This window comes from Pseudoclavibacter sp. 8L (genome assembly GCF_902506465.1).
Classification (GTDB): domain Bacteria; phylum Actinomycetota; class Actinomycetes; order Actinomycetales; family Microbacteriaceae; genus Pseudoclavibacter.
Genome location: NZ_LR733186.1, coordinates 1,436,973 through 1,455,093, shown reverse-complemented (window position 1 = coordinate 1,455,093; position 18,121 = coordinate 1,436,973). Strand labels below are relative to the sequence as shown.

Sequence of the window (18,121 nt, the reverse complement as noted above, 5' to 3'; positions counted from 1 at the left end):
GGTGCTCGAGCGGATGTCGGAACGTCGATATTGTTGAGATCTATGACTATCGATGGCGCGACCGACCTGCATCCTCTCGCTGTTGTCGAGCGACCATCTTTCGAGTCTGCCGCGGATCCCGTGACAGTTGTGGACCTCTTCGCTGGGTGTGGGGGGCTCACCCTTGGGGTGGCACAAGCGGCGGACCACGTCGGGCGAGGCGTCGACGTGCGGTTGGCAGTCGAGTTCGACCAGGTCGCTGCGGACGTGTATCTTGCGAACTTCCCGGACGCGCGCGACGTCAAAGTTGAAGACATCACGACACTCTTCTCGTCTGAGCTGGACGAGCCGCTAACCAAGACCGAGAAACTACTGCGCGAGAAGGTCGGCGGACTCGACGTGCTCGTCGGTGGACCACCTTGTCAAGGCCATAGTAACCTCAACAATCACACTCGCCGGGATGACCCTAAGAACGCCCTTTATGCCATAATGGCCAGGGCCGCCCGAGTGCTCTCTCCGGACGTAATAGTCATTGAGAACGTGCCAGCCGTTCTCAACGACAAGTATAAGGCAATGAACGCTGTGTCGGTCGTACGCGAGCGACTCGCAGCGCTGGGCTACGAGGTCAGTGATCGCGTGGTCTCGCTCCACGAACTCGGTGTGCCTCAGAAGCGGAAACGCCACGTCCTGCTTGCCACGCGCAACGACAAGAAAGCACTGGAGATCTTCGACAGCCTTCCGTTGGAAACCACCGGCGGCGTCGATCTGGAATGGGCGATCGGTGATCTGGTCGAGCAGGCGAGCAACGGCCCGTTCGATCGAGCCCCGACGCCGTCGGCAGAAAACACCAAGCGCATGCGATACCTACTTGCGGAAGACGAGTACGATCTTCCCAACCACCTCCGTCCAAAATGTCACCAGGGGAAACATTCATACAAATCGATGTACGGACGTCTCAGGTGGAAGGAGCCGGCTCAAACGATTACTAGCGGCTTTGGGAGCATCGGACAAGGTCGCTACATGCATCCCGAACTGCCCCGAGCGCTGACGCCACACGAAGCAGCTCGCATACAGGGCTTTCCCGACTACTTCGCCTTTGACAAGGCAACCACGCGCAGTGCACTCGCGACGATGATCGGCAACGCGGTCCCGCCGCAACTCGCTCGTCAGCTGCTCCTGGGAGTCCTCACGTCGATAACAAATGACTGATCTTTCCGGCTGAGTCGGCGTCGACCTAGACGAGCTCGGGACAAGGTCCTAGAGTTCAGTCATGAACTCCGACAAGGTCGCCGAATGCGTGAACGACGCTTTGGCCGACTTTGAACGGCAGGGATATATTCACCTCACAGATGTGCAACGCCTTGTTGATCTCCACAAGCTCGATGGCGCCGAGATTGCCTCAGTATTCACAGCAATCCGCCGAAGTGGAATAGACCTCGACGAGGATGGGCCCGACAACCCCACCATCTCTTTGGCGAGTGAGGATGTCAATGGAGTTGCCCGGGACACGCTGGGCCTGATGCTCCGCGCTGCCGGCCGCGCCAAGCTGCTTACCGCAGACGAAGAAGTGCTTCTGGGGCGACGCATCCGCATCGGTCAAAACCTCACAGAGGAAGATGCGTCGCCGTTGCATGGAAGCGACGAAGCGAAACAAATCGCCGATGGCAAACGCGCCCACGATCAGCTAGTTCTAGCTAACCTTCGGCTGGTTGTATCGATCGCGCGACGCTACCGGCCCACGGGGATGGACCTCGCAGATCTCATCCAAGAGGGCACGATCGGACTGATGCGAGCCGCCGACAAATTCGACCACACGCTCGGCTACAAGTTCTCCACTTACGCCACCTGGTGGATCCGCCAAGCCATCCAACGAGGAATCGCAGACAAAGGCCGTCTCATCCGACTCCCCGTCTATATCACCGAGAAACTGCAACGGATCACCGGTACCCAAAGCAGGCTCCGCGCCTCACTAGACCGCGAACCGACTATGCAGGAGCTCGCCGTCGAGCTCGACGCCGATCCCGCAGACATCCGCGCCATCCTCGACCTCGCCCGCGATCCGATCAGCATCGACGCGCCCGTCGGTGATGACACCGACACCGACCTCGGCGCGATTCTCGACCTTTACGCAGCAGACGTCGCCGACGAAGTCCTCAATGCACTCACCAACGCCCATATCCGCGTCGTCCTCGACGACATTGCTGAACACCAGGCCAAGACCGCCAAAGGAGCGACCGCACATGCGGTTGCCATGCTGAAGCTCCGGTACGGACTCGACGACGACCACGAACGCACCCTCGATGAAGTCGGCGCCGCATATGGCATCACACGAGAACGCGCACGCCAGATCCTCAATAAAATCCTCGCGTCTCCGAAACTGCGGACGCCACTCGCCCAACTCACCGATATCGACTGACGAGGACCCGACCACATGACTCACGACAACGACCCCGACGGGCGATACGACTCGTCCTGGCGGTTCCTCGAATGGATGCACCGACATGTCGTAGAGGAAGCACGCGGCGACCATCTCGACACCAGCGACACTGCACCGAGAAACCGCTTCTGGCTCGGCCGCCTCGCATCCGAGACGTCCGTCATCAATAGCCCGCTCGGTCAACGTGCGGAGAAACTCGACCCCTGCGCGATTGGTATCCGCCTGCGGCCGGCTACTGCAGGACCCTGGAACCTCGAACTCGCCATCCGACTCCGCTGCTGGGAGCCGCAGCCGGCCGGCACTTTTACGAAGTCGACCCTCGTCTCTGCGACGATCAATGCAACCGTGGCCCGAGACGGAACTCTCTCGGACAACGGCGCTAACTCGATCGCAACCCAATTAGGCGCGCTCGGACTCGCAGGCCGAAGCGCGGAGGTCCGTGTCGATCTCGAAACATGGCGCGACCACGACGAGCTCGTCGTGTCCCTCGTCAACACAAGCGACGAACCAGACAAGAACACACCCGATACGCACCTCTACGAAGCAGTGCTCGAGGTCGCAGGCCTGGCCACGACCGACTTCCAGCTCGAATCGTTGCCGGACTCGTTCCGCTACGACCGCAGCGTCGCCGCTATCGGGATCAACTGCGGCGTCGAAAATACGGACAGCGGATTCAGGACCAGCGACACCATCACGGTCGACAAGAACCGTCCACGCTACTGGAATCACTCCGCACCCGAGCCCGACTGCACCTTCGACACACTGTCCACGCACCCCCTCCCGCAGCTACGGCAACTCATCGATTCTGCACGGGAATGGGGCGAAGAACACTGGGGGAGCGGGGCGCTCGTCGCCCGATCCGTGGGATGGACGGCGGCCATGCACGCCGAAGCAGAGAAAGCCGCCGCGGCGTACACGGCCGAGGTCGACAGGCTTGAGCGTGGATACGACGCTCTCGTTACCGATTCGCAGCTACTGCAGGCATTCAAGGTTGCCTCAGCAGCCATCCGCCACGCCGCGGCGGGGAAATACGAAGCCTGGAGGCCATTTCAGATCGGATTCCTCATCTCGGCGCTTCCCGGAATCATAGATCCGGACGATGCTCAGACAGTCGATACCGTGTGGTTCGCCACAGGCGGGGGAAAGACCGAAACCTACCTCGGCCTACTCGTCACCGCGATAATCTATGACCGCCTCACCGGCAAGATCGACGGCATCACTGCATGGACCCGGTTCCCGCTCCGCATGCTCTCGCTCCAGCAGACCCAACGATTCGCGGACGCTCTCGCCGGCGCCGAACTGGAACGCCGCAAACACGGAATCGGCGGTGCCCCGATCTCCCTCGGTTTCTATGTTGGCCAGGGAGGTACGCCCAACAGCATCCCCCTTGAGGGAGAACCGAACGCGGTCGACCGCTCCATGCCCGCGCGGTACCAGGTGCTGCTGCGCTGCCCGTTCTGCCGAAACGAGCAGATCACGATGCGCTTCGACCGAGCGAAATGGACTCTCGAGCACGTCTGCGGGGAAGCGGTCTGCGCATGGGGCGACAAGCCGCTGCCGTTCTACGTCGTCGACCAGGAGATCTACCGATTCCTGCCGACCGTGGTGGTCGGCACATTGGACAAGGCTGCCCTCGCCGCGATGCAGACCGCCATGCGGGGATTCTTTGGACCACCCGCCGGAGTGTGCAGCAAACCTGGACACGGCTACAGCTACGCCAGCCGCAGCAAGTCCCCCTCCGGCTGTCTCGTTCCAGGCTGCAAGGGCACCCGTGGACCACTCGGTATGGACGCGTCGAGGTGGGCACCAAGCTTCCGCCTTCAGGACGAGCTCCACCTGCTGCGCGACTCGTTGGGCGCCGTCGACTCCCACTACGAGTCCTTGATGGACCACCTGCAGCACGCGCTTACCGGCACTCGCGCGAAGATCGTCGCCTCGTCCGCGACCCTCAGCGGGGTGGAACGGCAGGTAGACGTCCTCTACCGGCGCGACGTTCGTGTCTTCCCACAACCGGGACCAGCGCTCGACGAGTCATTCTGGTCCGAACCAAACAGTGTTCCTGCACGGCGATACGTGGCAGTCGCGCCCCGGGGTGTCACGCTCGAATTCGTCGCGGACCGCGCTCTGAACACGCTCCAATCCTGCGTCCGCGAACTCATTGACGACCCGACCCGCGTCTGCGGATCGCTCGGGATCCCCGTTGACCACGCTGCACACTTGATCAGCCAGTACGGAGTGGACCTCGTCTACGGAAACACAGTCCGCGATGTGGAGGCAGCTCGCCGTTCCGCCGAGACTGAGTTCCCGTACTCAGTCAACGCCGAATCCCTTACCGGCGCCACACCGTTCGACGATGTCCGCCGGATCCTCGAACGACTCGACACCCCAGAGTCCGACTTTGCGGCCCGCATCCACCTCATTGCGGCATCCAGCATGATCTCGCACGGAGTGGACATCGACCGATTCAACATCATGGTCATGAAAGGGCTTCCGCTGACCACGGCAGAGTTCATCCAAACCTCGGCACGCGTCGGACGCCGGTGGCCGGGCATCGTTTACGTCCTGCACCGCATCACACGGGAGCGCGAAGTCGCGACCTATGCGCAATTCGACAAGTTCATCACTCAGGGGGACCGATTCGTCGAACCGATCCCTATCACCCGCGCCAGCCGTCGCGTTCTCGCGCTCACAGCCATCGGAGCGGAAGAAGCCCGCCGCCTCTCGGTCCACGAATACACAGCAGGAACCGCCTTGACCACCATCACCAAGCTCCGGAATTACTACCGTGACGCGGGCATCACTGCGGAGACCGAAACCGCCGCGCTCACCGACGCGCTGGGTCTGGACGGCCCACTCGACGAACTGCTGCGCAGAGACATCAACGAATGGGCCATCAGCTACTTCGACAACCTCACAGACCCCGCCACCCAAGCAAAGTGGCCGAGCGACCTATCGCCCAGCGGACAGCCCATGAGATCCCTACGAGACGTCGAAGAGGGCGTCCCGATCACCGGAGAAGAATGACGATGAGAGAAACCCGCAGTCCCAGCCAAGTCCTCTTCTCACACCTGCCCGCGCAGACCACCGACATCAAGAGCCGGATCTGGAAAGTGCAGTCCTGGCTGAACCCCCTCACCCTCCGAGTCGACACTGACGGAGTCAGGCAGCGCCTCCTGTCGGCGATCGACCCCTGGCGTGCGCAAGGAAACGACACCGGCCTCGCTAGCCAACTCCACCAAGGAAAGACTGTCGAGGTCGTCGGCGTGAACCCCGAGCAGGGCGTCAAAGTCGACGCCTGGCCAAACGTCTGGCGCTGCCAGAGCTGCCGGCGGGTGACTAGCTTCAAGGGACAATGTGTGTGCGGCAACAAGACCTGGGCACAGCTGCATTTCGTCGGATTCCATGAATGCGGCTACCTGGGCGAGCCCTTCATCCCGAAGTGTCCCGAGCACAATCAGGCCCTCGTGAAGCACTCCAGCAGTAGTAGCGTGCGCGACCTCGAATTCGTATGCCCTATCTGCCACCGCGCCCTTCAACAAGGACTCGGAGCCGGACGGCCCTGCCCCGGATGCAAACAGCCAGGACTCACATTCAACGTCCACCGCGCAGCGTCGGTCTACAGTCCGCACACCTTCACAATGGTCAACCCCGCACGCCCCGAACACCTGCAAGCGCTACTCGCCGACGGGGGACGGGAGAAAAGCCTGCGATGGCTAATGAGTGAGATGCAGACCGCACGTCCCGAGAAGCTGGCACCGACCAGACAGTCGATGATCGACAGCTTCGTACAGCAGGGTCTTCCACTCGCGGCGGCAGAAGCCGCCGTGCAGGCCGCGATCGACGCCGGCGCCGGCCACCTCGACAAACCTGTCGATGTCCTCGACATCTCGCCCCTTCGCCGAGAAGAAGCCGAAGCCACGGCACTCGAGGTCGCCCTAGCCACATATGAAGGGCGACGCACCGCGAGCCAGCTCCCCGGCGATCCTGTTGGCGCCAACCTTCGAGCGATTTACGAAGACAAGTACGTGCCGGCGATCCATCGCGCCGGACTCGTCGACGTCGACCATGTCGACCGGTTCCCGATCCTGCGAGGCGTCTTCGGGTACACGCGCGGAGGAAAGCCCGTAGGAGAGAGCAGGCTGGTCGCTTACCAAGGACGACAGCAGTCGATTCGGGTATACGCCGACACGAATGAGACCGAGGCTTTGTACTTGCGACTTGACCCGGTACGAGTCGCAGCATGGCTGTATCGACGCGGGCTCCTCAAAGTGGCGCCGACCGATCCCACCAAGGCGAGGATCGCGATCGTCAACGCCGCCGAGTTCCCAGGCCGCGGCGACGATGTCCCCGTCCAGACCGCCGGGAGCGCGGTCCTCTCGTTGCTGCACACCTACGCACACCGATTCATCCGCCAGCTGGCGGTGCTTGCCGGTGTCGACCGCGAATCTCTCGCCGAATACCTGGTGCCCCATCACCTTGGAGTCTTCATCTACGCCACACCACGCGGACAGTTCGTTCTCGGCGGACTCCAGTCCGTCTTCGAAACTGACCTCGATCGTCTCCTCGACCTGCAAGTCGACGCAGAGACACGGTGTCCCCTCGACCCCGGATGCGATCGCTCGACCGGCGCGTGCCTGGCCTGCCTGCACATCGGTGAACCATCCTGCTCGCACTACAACAAGTTCCTCGACCGCAAGACGCTCTTCGGAAGCAACGGGTACCTGCGGAAGGAACTCTCGTGACCTACGGAGCCGTCCACGGGATACCGATCGGAGCGCGCTTCCGGAACCGCAGATCGCTCTACGACGCAAGGATCCACCGCGACATACGCCGTGGCATCTGCGGCGGAGCCGACAAGAAGCGAGGCGCGGAGAGCGTCGTCCTGTCCGGAGCAAATGAGGACGATTTGGATTTCGGCCAGATCGTGTACTACACGGGGATCGGCAGACGCGACGGCAGCGGGCGTTTAATAGCCGATCAAGAATTCAGCGGTCTCAACCGCTCCCTCGCGGTGAACGCCCAGACCACCCAGCCCATCAGATTGATTCGAGCCACGGTGAGCGAGTTCGAATACTCTGGTCAGTACGTGGTCGAGGATGCCTTCCTGCGGCCCGGAGCGAGCGGCTTCCAGATCTGTCAGTACCGCTTGAGATCCCTGCAATCACCCGGAGAGTCCGACAGCGGCGACATCAAGCAAGTGGAGGCAAAGCGAGTCCTCTCAACTCACTATCGAATCGTGCGAGACTCCGGAGTCCCGACACGAGTCAAGGAGCTCTACGATTACCGTTGCCAGGTCTGCGACATCCGAATCGAAACCCTTGCCGGGCCCTACAGTGAGGGCGCCCACCTCGTGCCGCTCGGCGGCGGCGCTGACGGGCCCGATATCGATGCCAATGTGCTGTCGCTCTGCCCCAACCACCACGTGATGCTCGACCACGGCGCGATTTGCTTCGCGGACGACTGGACAGCGCTCGACCGTGATGGTCGCCAGCTGGGTTCGCTGAATGTGCACCCGGACCACCTCCTCAAGGTCGCGTACGCGCGAACCCATCGCCGGCTCATGGGGTTCGATGAGCTCCTCGTCTCGGCGCTTAGTCGGACGTCGGTTGATCGGATAGGACGGCATTCCTGATCTCCTCGGCGATCTCGGCCGAGTCCTGATGTGTCCAGAATCGCAGCACCGTCCAGCCGAGCTCCGTCAGCACGTCCGTCGTGCGAGCATCGCGCTCGCGATTTGCGGCGAGCTTGGCCGACCAATAGGCGGTGTTCGATTTGGGCGCTGTGTAGTGCTGGGGACAGCCGTGCCAGTGGCACCCATCAATGAACACGACGAGACGTCGACGAGGAAACACGATGTCCCCTCGCGCCCGTACTCGAGGAGTGGGACGGAGATCGACTCGATAACGCAGCCCCATCCTGTGGAGAATTCCGCGTACCGCGAGCTCGGGTTGCGTGTCGCGAGCTCGATTCCCAAGCATTGAACGCCGCACTCCCGGTGAGGACGCCCACGACGTCGAGGTGTTCAGAGGGGGAACGGTTTCCCCAGTCGCCGGGAGCTCCGATTGCTCCACCCGAGCGTCCGCGGGCCGCGGACTATCGTCCGCCGCGATCAGACGTCGTACAGCTGGTCTATAGGGCGCGGCCCATTCGAGCTGATCGAGATCGGCTACACGAAGCCAAAGAAGCTGGTCATGGTCGGAGCTGCCGATCGGTCGGGCACCCTTCAAGCGGGCACGCAGGCAGATGAGCTCGATCGATACGTTGAGCACAGGAGTGACATCTGTGCTCAGCTCGTCGTCGACGAGGATCGCGATGTCGAGCTTTTCCCTGATTTCTCGGATGAGCGCAGCAGCGGGGGTCTCACCCGGCTCGATCTTTCCGCCAGGGAATTCCCAGAGTCCGCCGGCCGCCCCGTCTAGCTTCCGGCGGCAAGCCAGCACTTCTTGACCGTCGAACAGAATCGCGGCGACCACACGAAGCGGGTGTTGCTCGGTCGCGAGCTCAGGTCGACGGTCATTCACAGTGGTCAGGGTAGTTCACCCACATCGTTACCCCCGTCCTCGGGAGGTTCTCCACGTTTCGGCAACGCCCATATCATATGTGCGACCTTCTCCTGGTCGGGAAGCGGCCAATAGAGGCTTGTCGGATCCCAGAGAAAATTGAGCGCACCGTATAGCGATAGAGCTTCGAGCAGGTCGCCCGGGGTCATCACGGAAAGCCCGACAACTCGGAGCTGATCGGAAGCGCGGACCACGCCCTTGTCCCGGGTGAGATACACATGCGCGCCGTCGTTGAGGGCGGCGCGAACCAGGCGCTGATCTCCGCCCGCTGGGACCGCCTCGATGACCCAATCGATCAGTCTTGGGTGCAGGCGTTGCGCCGCGTCGGCTCTGTCGGCTGAGTGATGAGGGCTGTGCGTGAGCGCGCTGTAGAACTCCATCCAAGCTCTTCGATTTCTCTTGTCCAAGTGCGGCGCGAGCTTCCTGTGTTTCGAGTCGCGAAGAGACTCCTTGAGCATGACGAATTCGATGTCGCGCAGGACCCAGACGGCCAGGATCAGCTGTAGCGCCTCGAGATGTTCCCCATACTCACCGACGTGCGCTTTCGCAACCGATTCTCCCGCCCACATCGCATGACCATGCTCGAAGTAGTCGATGAGGAGGTTGGTGTCCATTGCAACCCTAAGCGGGCCGCGGCCGACACGTCCCGCGAACATGACCGAGCTCTCCCGATAGTCGAAATCGGGGCCGATGACCCTCATTCGAGGGTTCGACGTGACGGATCCGGTGAGACCAGCTCGCGCGATGATCGTCTCGACCAGCTGGATTCCCATTGCCTCGAACCTGTGCATCTCCGCGGTACCGCTATCCATGAAGACTTCGACCATGCCCGTATTCTCCCGCACACGGTACCGCGTTGGATGATCGCAGCGCTGCGACTCATTTCAGTTCGCCGAAGCGGATTGGGGGAAGCTGTGACGGCGCCCTGGAAGAAATGTGGCTGCCTCAGCGTTGGAGCCAGAGTCCGCGGGACGATGGCCGCCTGCGGGAGCGTCGTGACGCGGTGACGCTCAGGTGATGAGAGTGGGCGATCGGGCATTGGCCGCAGAGCCTCGCGTGGCGCTTCTTAGCGTTTGATGACATGCGTTTGATGACATGCGTTTCGTGATCTGAGCCCCGGAATTGAGAAGATTCCGGGAATGGCGACGCCGTCTGGACGCCTGGGCCGTTCAGTTGGCTACGACACGAAACGTGGGAGGTCCAATCTATCTAGTTGCGCTCGATCAGCCAGCTGAGATCGACTAATTGATCAACGCTCGCAACTGGCAGCGGCGAGTCCAAGTCACCCGCGACACATACGCGCCACTTCAAACGTCCCAGGTGCGCTTGCACAATCATCGAGTGGACATCGTCTGCATCGAAAGTCCACTCACGCATCCCTTCGTTGCTCGCGCGCCCAAGCCATGCGGGGGTCATCTGCGCTCGGGACTCCGGGGGACGCCGCGGCCAGCGTCCTCGCTGAATCGTCGACTTGACCTCTATCGCGACGACCGGTGACAGTGATGGATCGAGCATAAGCAGATCGACGCCGTGCCCAGCGGAGTACCCGCTGTCGTCGTCATACAGCGGCTGCCATCCGAAGTCGACGAGCATCGACTCAACGAACGCCTCGGCCATGTTGCCGAGCGCTGGAAGCGTCGCCCATCGAGCGTGCACGGGAATCGTGACTCCCTCCAAGCGAATCGCCCGAATGTGCCCTTCGATTTCCGCGACGCGCTCCGGCCGGGAGAGCAGGTCAGGAGTCGCTGCCATCACACGAGCGAGCGACTCCGGCGGGATGTCGAACTGGGCTGCGGCACGCAGAGCCTGCAATGTCCGTGCACGAATCGCCTCTGACATCGGGTCCGCTCTCCGCTAGGTTCGGACGCGCTGCTTCGAACCCGCCTCATAGTTGCGGTCAGTGAGGTAGCTGTGGAGATAATCGTCGGCAAGCAGTCGCGGGATCTGGTGCCGGTGCTGAGGCGAAGTGTCGAACCTCAGCGCCTTCTTCCCGTCAACCGTGGTGATCGGAATGTCGTAGTCCGGATATGACTCGACGAAAGCGATGAGCTTCTTCGTCGTCAAGTTCTTCGCGTAATCCGGGTCGGACTGAAGGAGGCGAGCAACGTATGCCATCTTCGCGCGCATGCTCGGGTCGTCCATGACCGCGTGCTCCAGTTCTGCGAACCCATCGATGCGGATCTTGGCTGTCACCGCTGTGAGCGTGTCACGGGCGAGCTGGCGCGCCTTGTCGGGCGCATGGAGCTTCGTCTGAATGAGGGTGACCGTCGTGAAGTACGCGAACTCCCCAAAAGTGAGCACATCGAACCGGGGCTCGTAGAAAAGCACATCGCCCTCGATCGGTCGGTAGATCCCGTCCCGCGGGATGAGCGTGATGCCCCGGGACCGTCTCGTCGCGATCCCGGGACCTTTCAGCCGGTAGACAACGATTCGATTCGCGCCTGTACCTACCGCGTGCGCCATTGCCACGACGGCCCGGCCACCCGCGTCGTTGGGCACATCTCCGCGTCGAATAGCCGCGTCGACGGCTGCAAGCTCTGGAATTTCGCTGAGCTTCTCAACGAGGACCTGGGAGCTATTGGTCTGATATGACGGGTCGTATTCGAGGAACTGCCTGCCTGTCAGCGTTTCCGTGAACCGGCGGACGTCGCCGACGACGTCCGAGGCCATCCCATCGACCAGGTCGAACCGGGTCAACTCCGAGTCGGCCAGGGCGTCTCCGCGGATGACGTAGTTGTCCAACCCTGTCGGATCTGCGCTAAGCGCGGTATCGAGCGCTTGGCACGCCGGTTCCTCGGTCACGGTCGTCCCTTCAATTGGATAGCGACATCGTCACCAAGGTATCGACATTCGATGACCCCCTGTTGTGGAAGATGTCGGGACCTTGACAGCACCATCGTTGCCGCTCCGCTTGTTGCGGTCACCTCATAGAGCCGGAAGCCAATGACAGCAAGGGTTGGATTCAGGTGATAAAGCCCGGCGCGAACATAGATGATCAAGAGAAGCAGAACGAGCGCGATCGTCGCCACCAAAGATGCGGGGTCGTCACTGAACAGCGCGACCACGACTGGGACGACGTAGCTCGACGTGAACGCGAGAACGCTCTCGTCCGCACGTCTGACCTCCGCCGACTCCACTGGGCGGGTCTGAAGCCCGGCGACTCTACGAAGCACGAGCCACAGGAGAACGAGCGACAGCAGACAACCGGCAAGTATTGCCCAGCTGACCCACCCCAGTGCCGGTAGCTTCAGGACCGCGATCAAAGCGAGCAACGGCGCGAACGCCGATGCGAGTAGCCCTGCACCCACGATTCCCTTCATGATTCGACTGTAGAGGTAAGCGCAGACAGCCGAACGGACCGGCCGCATCATTCGACCACGATCTCGGCCATACCAAACGTTCCCACCAGGGGTCAGCACGCCGTAGCCTGACGCGAAGGTATGGAACGAGTCCTTCAGCAGATGGGCTGAATGGGCGTGAATGGGGTGTGGGTGTCGCTGGTTCGCGCTCGGCAACACGATCAACGTATCCGCGGCGAACCCGCCGCGGAGTCGTGCGTATTGCGGCGCCACCAGCTCTGCATCCAGCGATAGTGTCGAGGAAGGAGCCGCGAGATGACCCAGCAAGAAGGATTCAGGCCGGCGGGCAGGCAAAGCAAGCGCGGCAGATGCACTCTGTGCGGCAATGTCCGCACGCTCACCAAAGCGCATGTGCCGCCGAAGGCAGCGTTCAACCAGGGCAATTTCGCCTGGGGCGGGACGACGTCGGACAACCGCCTCACGTACGGCAGGGCACAACTCGGAGGCGCAAGCCGATACGCACACTGCAATGCCTGCAGAGCGATCACCTCGCCCTGGGACGACGAGTACATTCGATGGGCGCACTGCTTTGCGGGCCATCTCGTCCGCTCTCCGCTGAAAGGGCTACGGGCTCAGATCGCGGGCGAACTCGATGGCGTGCGCCCGGGCAGATTCATCCGCGCCGCGCTCGCAGGTATGACCGCCCTGACTCCGAGTCTCATTGACTCACACCCGGATCTCGTCCGGACCGTGCGGGAGGGGTGTCGGCTCTGCCGTCGGAAGAGATCCGATTCCTCGTCGCAATCGCGCCCAACGGAAGCCGTGCCCACGTCGAAGGCAGCCTTGATGCGCTCGCAATCCACATGGCGCGAGACGTCGAAAGCGGAGAATGGGCCGCGAAGACACGGCCTGCGATACCTTCTGTGATCCACTTCGCGCCGTTTAGCCTGCTCCTTGCAGATCGCAGTCTGGTAGATGCGTTCCCACACGTCGACTGCACCGACTGGCTGCGGTCCGGAGTCGACGACGTTGCAAAAGTGTCTGTTACCTTCCCCGTAGTCGATCTTCCGTCAACGCCTGATTCCCCGGTCCTCATCTCGATGCTTCATTTCATCGGGAGCAAGACGTAGCCGCGACCGTTGACGCGTCGCACGCGGTTCTTGACAGCACTGGAGCGATCAGTAGCCAGGCACTGTGTGGGGAGCGTCAGAGGGCTCGCGCGGTCGGGCAGCCTCGTTCGGCCTGACACTTCTGTCCTGAGGGGAGAGGAATACGTCGGCTTGCTCTGCCGCGGAGGCAAGGCGCCCGACGTCGGGATAGTTCTCATGGATGCGTGCCCAAGAATCTCTTGAGCATGTGCAGCGGGACACCGGCATCGGCCATCCACGTCGCTCCGGCGTGGCGGAGTCTATGGCGGGTGAGGTTGGGGGCCGAGGCCCGCGACGCTCGAGTCCCAGTTGGTGGCATCCCTGACAGTCGCCGTGGTGAGCACATGTCATCGGCGGCCGCCTACCGATGAAATCCCTTCCCTGAGGCCAGTGGCGTCCAGGGCAGGGGCGTGCCGACTGGCGATAATCGGTCGATGGGCTTGGGGCATGATGGGGGCATGCTCTTCGTCGTCATGGACACCAATGCGTTGTTCCGAGACCCGTGGATGACCCGCGATGCGGCGTCGAAGCTGGTCGACCTAGCCGCCACCGGTGCGTGCGAGATCGTGTATCCGCAGGTCGTCATCGACGAGTTGCGGCGTCAGCGCGTGGAGTCGGCTAGGGGCGCTCACGAGGATGCAGCAGCCAGTGTCCAGCAGATGCGCGCGGCCGGGAGTGATGTCACCCAGACAGCCAACGATCTCAGCGCAGCCCACGACCGCATCGAAGCCGACATCGACAGCACGTTCCATGCAGCGCTGGCACGCGACGGCGTCCATGCAGCGCCGGTGCCGAAGGTACCGACGTCGGATCTTCTGCGCCGAGATTTGGGCCGACGTCGCCCGTTCCTCGAGATCGAACAGGGGAAGACGAAGAAATCCCTCGGCTTCCGCGATGTGCTGATTTGGGAGAGCGTTCTTGAACTCCTGGTCGGCGCTGAGCTCGACGACAAGGTGCTGTTCGTGACGTTCGACAGCGGCTTCCTCGCCGAGGATAAGAAGTCCCTGCATCAGGATTTGATGGACGACGTCGATCGACTCAGGATCCCGCGGAATCGCATCTCCTGGTCGCTAAATATCGTTGAGGCGATCGCCATCGTGGAAGCGCAGGTACCCGCGTCGCCCCCGGTGGAGACCATGCCCCCGGTGGAGGAGGCTCCCGAACCGGAACCCATAGCATCAAAGCCGTCAAAGAATCCCCTCGACGTGGCCGTGAACGAGCTGAAGCAGATGCGTTCTCCCGTGGCGAAGGTCGACCTGGTCAAGGCGGCCACGGACGCTCTCTATGACCTCATGAATGAGAGTGTCTCCGAGCAGCTCATCTACGGCGGCGACTACGGCTACCCCTCGTTCGTGAAGTTCACTTTGCCAGCGATTGAGGACGCGGCCATCACGGGTATCGACCAGACGACGGAGTTCTCCTTCAAGGAGGACCCTGCGTCGCCTGACGTGATCATCGCAACCGCAGTAGCTGTCGTGACCCTCGAAGGGGGGCTCTACCGAGGGGACTGGCACTCTGGCGACGGCGAGGTGAGCGTTATCGGGGAACTCAACAATCACTACCTCGAGGCCAGCGCGGAGGTCGAGGTTCGGGTTGTCGTCCAGCTCGACATCGAGGGCGGATCCGGGATCCCGATCGATGTGGTTCTCGAAGACCCACGGCCTGCGGTTGGCATTGCCGATGACGCGCTGGACTTCGCGCTCGCGGACTGACCGCTTGTTGCCGGGAACGGCGAGGCTCTGCCCATGTCGGGCAGGGTCGATTCTCGAGGAACATGAGAACATTCGGGGATTCCGTGAGCACGACGTAAGGTTCATGTGCGACGTGCGCCGCGAAGAGTGAGACTTCGTCTCCGGACTTTCAGTGCGGGAACCTGCAGTTGCAGGTTCAAGCTATTTCGTTCTCGCGGAGGGCCCTTTGGGGTTGCCGGTGGGTTGGTAGCCCTTGCTGAGATCGATGGTGAGCTCGCAGAGCCGACTGGCCAGCTCCTCGCCCACATCGTGTTCCCCGAGCGTCGAAGCCGACTCCGCTTCACGCCCAGAGCCGGTCGAACGACCCAAAGCCCGACGCCCCCTAGTTCTTCGGGAACCTCGCGCGCAGTGCGTCGATGCTCTGCTGCGCACTCCGCCGCACATCGATTTCGGGATCCTTCAGCAGTGGGCGCAGGCGTTCCACGTCTTCGAGCGCGCCTACGGCTCCCAACGACCTCGCGGCTGCCGATCGCACTCGAGCCACGCTGTCGCCGAGCAGCCCGGCCAGTTCGGATGCTGCTGGGAGCTCGCGCGCTGCGACGACCCTTGCTCCCATTTCGCGGACGCGCCAGGCCGGGTTGGCGAGCGTGCCGATCGCCGCTGGCGCGGCGGACTCATCCCAGACGTGCAGCAACGCTCGCGTGCCCCAGAGCTCGGGCCAGTAGAGCACCGGCGCGCCATCGAGGATTCCCTGCGCGTGATCGCCGCCAACATAGAGGAGAAGGTCGTCGCCCTCGTCATAGCCCTTCATGAGGTTGAGTACCCGCTCAACGAACTCGGACTGGCCGTATCGCTCGACGGCAGCCGCCAGCCGCTGCTCGAGCGGGAGGTCTACAGGAACGGGCGCAGGATTCGCGGAAGTGATTTCAGGCATCAGCTCACCCTACGGGGCCGCGCTGTGGGCAGGTGCGATGGAGGCGCCTTCCCGTTGCGAACTTAGACGTTGGCATCCTCATCCGCCGCCACGTTCTTCTGCACGGCGAACTGCGTCCGGTGCAGTTCCTCGTACCGCCCGGCCGCGGCCAGCAGTTCTTCGTGCGTGCCGCGCTCGACGATCGAGCCGTCCTCGATCACGAGGATCTGGTCCGCGCTGCGAATGGTGGACAGGCGGTGGGCGATCACCATCGCCGTGCGTCCCTCAAGCGCCTCGCTCAGCGCCGCCTGCACGGCGGCCTCCGACGTCGAGTCGAGCGCTGCCGTCGCCTCGTCGAGGATGACAACCCGCGGCTGGGCGAGGAGGAGCCTCGCGATGGTCATCCGCTGGCGCTCACCGCCGGACAGCCGGTAGCCGCGCTCGCCCACCATGGTGTCCAGCTGGTCGGGCAGCGACCGGATGAGCGGCTCGAGCCGCGCACGGCGCACCGCGTCCCACACCTCGTCGTCGGTCGCCTCGGGCCTCGCGAGGCGCAGGTTGGAGAGGATGGTCTCGTGGAAGAGATGCCCGTCCTGCGTGACCATGCCCAGGGTGTGCCGCATCGACGCGAAGGTGACGTCGCGGACGTCCGTCCCCGCGAGACGCACGGCACCACTGTCGACGTCGTAGAGGCGCGAGAGGAGCTGCGCGATCGTGGACTTGCCGGCACCGGACGTGCCGACGAGGGCGACGGTCTGCCCCGGCTCGATGCGGAAGGAAACCCCGTGCAGCACCTCCTCGCCGCCGCGGGTATCCAGCGTCGCGACCTCCTCGAGGGAGGCGAGCGACACCTTGTCCGCGGACGGGTAGGCGAAGCGGACGTCGTCGAACTCGACTGACACCGGGCCCTCGGGTACGACGGTCGCGTCGGGCTTCTCCTGGATGAGCGGCTCGAGGTCCAGCACCTCGAAGACGCGCTCGAAGCTGACCACCGCGCTCATGATCTCGACGCGTGCGTTCGCGAGGCTCGTGAGCGGCGCGTAGAGGCGGGTGAGGAGCAGCGCGAGGGTGACCACGTCACCGGTTTCCAGCTGGCCGCCAAGCGCCAGGACACCGCCGAGTCCGTATACGAGCGCGAGGGCGAGCGCGGAGACCAGCATCAGCGCGGTGAAGAAGACGAACTGCAGCATCGCCGTGCGAACGCCGATGTCGCGGACACGGGCGGCGCGCACGCGGAACTCCTCGGCCTCCTCATCCGGCCGGCCGAACAGCTTGACGAGGGTGGCGCCGGGCGCCGAGAACCGCTCGGTCATCTGCGTGCTCATGGCCGAGTTGTGATCGGCGGCCTCGCGGCGCAGCGCGGCGAGGCGGCTGCCCATGCGGCGAGCGGGGATCAGGAAGATGGGGAGCATGATCACGGCGAGCACGGTGACGAGCCAGGACGTGCTGAGCATGACGATCAGAGTCAGGATGAGCGCCACGAGGTTCGTGACCACGCCAGACAGGGTGCCGCTGAAGGCCTGCTGGGCGCCGATCACGTCGTTGTTCAGGCGGCTCACGAGGGCGCCCGTCCGCGTGCGGGTGAAGAACGCGATGGGCATCTTCTGCACGTGGTTGAAGACGGCGGTGCGGAGGTCCAGGATCACGCCCTCGCCGATCCGCGCCGAGTACCAGCGCGTCACGAGCGACACGGCCGCGTCGGCGATGGCCACGAGCGCGATGACGACGGCGATCCAGACGATCGTGCTGACTGCACCCCGCGCGACGATGACGTCGACCACCTGACCGGCGAGCACCGGCGTCGCGACCGCGAGGAACGCGCCAACGATCGACAGGGCGATGAACAGCACCAGCTTGGCCCGGTAGGGCACCGCGAACGTCAGGATTCGCCGCACGGACTCACGGGAGATCCCGTTCTTGCCACCCTTGGCGTCCGAGATCTTGTAGAGCGAACTCCAGGCAGCGCCTTCCATGCTCATAGCGGTTCCTTCCCCTAAGCAGGAGGCTCAGCATAGGCGGCGGGATGCCCGAATTCGGGGTTGTCCGCCAGGGGCGCAGAGCGTTCGATGGAGACAATGACTGTGGCCGCCCGTG

Annotated in this window: 13 protein-coding genes; 6 read left to right on the top strand and 7 right to left on the bottom strand. The window is 63.1% G+C overall.

All coding sequences use genetic code 11. The features are described from left to right. Window positions 1–42: 42 nt before the first annotated feature. From GV007_RS13445 to GV007_RS13425, 5 genes are all read left to right on the top strand, one after another. Complete coding sequence (locus GV007_RS13445) at window positions 43–1,188, top strand: DNA cytosine methyltransferase (protein ID WP_160073301.1); 1,146 nt, start codon at window positions 43–45, stop codon at window positions 1,186–1,188. A 61-nt stretch (window positions 1,189–1,249) separates the two neighbouring features. Further along, complete coding sequence (locus GV007_RS13440) at window positions 1,250–2,395, top strand: sigma-70 family RNA polymerase sigma factor (protein ID WP_160073299.1); 1,146 nt, start codon at window positions 1,250–1,252, stop codon at window positions 2,393–2,395. Window positions 2,396–2,410: 15 nt separating this feature from the next. After that, a complete protein-coding gene (locus GV007_RS13435) occupies window positions 2,411–5,440 on the top strand; it encodes a helicase-related protein (protein ID WP_160073297.1) in 3,030 nt (1,009 codons plus the stop codon). Between the two features lie 2 nt (window positions 5,441–5,442). Next, complete coding sequence (locus tag GV007_RS13430) at window positions 5,443–7,158, top strand: hypothetical protein (RefSeq protein ID WP_160073295.1); 1,716 nt, start codon at window positions 5,443–5,445, stop codon at window positions 7,156–7,158. Further along, window positions 7,155–8,048: a YDG/SRA domain-containing protein gene (locus GV007_RS13425; protein ID WP_160073293.1), complete on the top strand. Its 894-nt coding sequence runs from the start codon at window positions 7,155–7,157 to the stop codon at window positions 8,046–8,048. The genes GV007_RS13430 and GV007_RS13425 overlap by 4 nt, the downstream gene beginning before the upstream one ends. On the opposite strand, the gene vsr is transcribed toward GV007_RS13425, so the two are convergent. From vsr to GV007_RS13400, 5 genes are all read right to left on the bottom strand, one after another. Continuing rightward, window positions 8,008–8,937 (bottom strand): DNA mismatch endonuclease Vsr, encoded by a 930-nt coding sequence (gene vsr / locus GV007_RS19405; RefSeq protein WP_160073291.1) that lies wholly within the window; start codon window positions 8,935–8,937, stop codon window positions 8,008–8,010. The two genes, GV007_RS13425 and vsr, sit on opposite strands and share 41 nt — an antisense overlap. Window positions 8,938–8,942: 5 nt before the next feature. Further along, window positions 8,943–9,803: a hypothetical protein gene (locus tag GV007_RS13415; RefSeq protein ID WP_160073289.1), complete on the bottom strand. Its 861-nt coding sequence runs from the start codon at window positions 9,801–9,803 to the stop codon at window positions 8,943–8,945. 382 nt (window positions 9,804–10,185) lie between these two features. Further along, window positions 10,186–10,815, bottom strand: coding sequence for a hypothetical protein (locus GV007_RS13410; RefSeq protein ID WP_160073287.1), 630 nt, complete (start codon window positions 10,813–10,815; stop codon window positions 10,186–10,188). Window positions 10,816–10,830: 15 nt separating this feature from the next. Next, on the bottom strand, window positions 10,831–11,778 hold the full coding sequence (locus GV007_RS13405) for a Kiwa anti-phage protein KwaB-like domain-containing protein (protein WP_160073285.1): 948 nt from the start codon (window positions 11,776–11,778) through the stop codon (window positions 10,831–10,833). After that, window positions 11,775–12,296, bottom strand: coding sequence for a hypothetical protein (locus GV007_RS13400; protein WP_160073283.1), 522 nt, complete (start codon window positions 12,294–12,296; stop codon window positions 11,775–11,777). The genes GV007_RS13405 and GV007_RS13400 overlap by 4 nt, the downstream gene beginning before the upstream one ends. 1,585 nt (window positions 12,297–13,881) lie before the next feature. Between GV007_RS13400 and GV007_RS13395 the strand changes: the two genes are divergently transcribed. Then, a complete protein-coding gene (locus GV007_RS13395) occupies window positions 13,882–15,135 on the top strand; it encodes a PIN domain-containing protein (RefSeq protein ID WP_160073281.1) in 1,254 nt (417 codons plus the stop codon). Window positions 15,136–15,496: 361 nt separating this feature from the next. Here the strand turns inward: GV007_RS13395 and GV007_RS13390 are convergent, their stop codons facing one another. Continuing rightward, window positions 15,497–16,048: a HEAT repeat domain-containing protein gene (locus tag GV007_RS13390; protein ID WP_236558501.1), complete on the bottom strand. Its 552-nt coding sequence runs from the start codon at window positions 16,046–16,048 to the stop codon at window positions 15,497–15,499. A 62-nt stretch (window positions 16,049–16,110) separates the two neighbouring features. Further along, on the bottom strand, window positions 16,111–18,006 hold the full coding sequence (locus GV007_RS13385; RefSeq protein WP_160073279.1) for an ABC transporter ATP-binding protein: 1,896 nt from the start codon (window positions 18,004–18,006) through the stop codon (window positions 16,111–16,113). Window positions 18,007–18,121: the final 115 nt, after the last annotated feature.

Excerpts from the sequence above, each read along its gene's own strand:
- GV007_RS13390 (WP_236558501.1), bottom strand. The coding sequence starts at position 16,048 with ATGCCTGAAATCACTTCCGCGAATCCTGCGCCCGTTCCTGTAGACCTC.
- GV007_RS13445 (WP_160073301.1), top strand. The coding sequence starts at position 43 with ATGACTATCGATGGCGCGACCGACCTGCATCCTCTCGCTGTTGTCGAG.
- GV007_RS13410 (WP_160073287.1), bottom strand. The coding sequence starts at position 10,815 with ATGTCAGAGGCGATTCGTGCACGGACATTGCAGGCTCTGCGTGCCGCA.
- GV007_RS13435 (WP_160073297.1), top strand. The coding sequence starts at position 2,411 with ATGACTCACGACAACGACCCCGACGGGCGATACGACTCGTCCTGGCGG.
- GV007_RS13395 (WP_160073281.1), top strand. The coding sequence starts at position 13,882 with ATGCTCTTCGTCGTCATGGACACCAATGCGTTGTTCCGAGACCCGTGG.
- GV007_RS13415 (WP_160073289.1), bottom strand. The coding sequence starts at position 9,803 with ATGGTCGAAGTCTTCATGGATAGCGGTACCGCGGAGATGCACAGGTTC.
- GV007_RS13385 (WP_160073279.1), bottom strand. The coding sequence starts at position 18,006 with ATGAGCATGGAAGGCGCTGCCTGGAGTTCGCTCTACAAGATCTCGGAC.
- GV007_RS13430 (WP_160073295.1), top strand. The coding sequence starts at position 5,443 with ATGAGAGAAACCCGCAGTCCCAGCCAAGTCCTCTTCTCACACCTGCCC.
- GV007_RS13400 (WP_160073283.1), bottom strand. The coding sequence starts at position 12,296 with ATGAAGGGAATCGTGGGTGCAGGGCTACTCGCATCGGCGTTCGCGCCG.
- GV007_RS13440 (WP_160073299.1), top strand. The coding sequence starts at position 1,250 with ATGAACTCCGACAAGGTCGCCGAATGCGTGAACGACGCTTTGGCCGAC.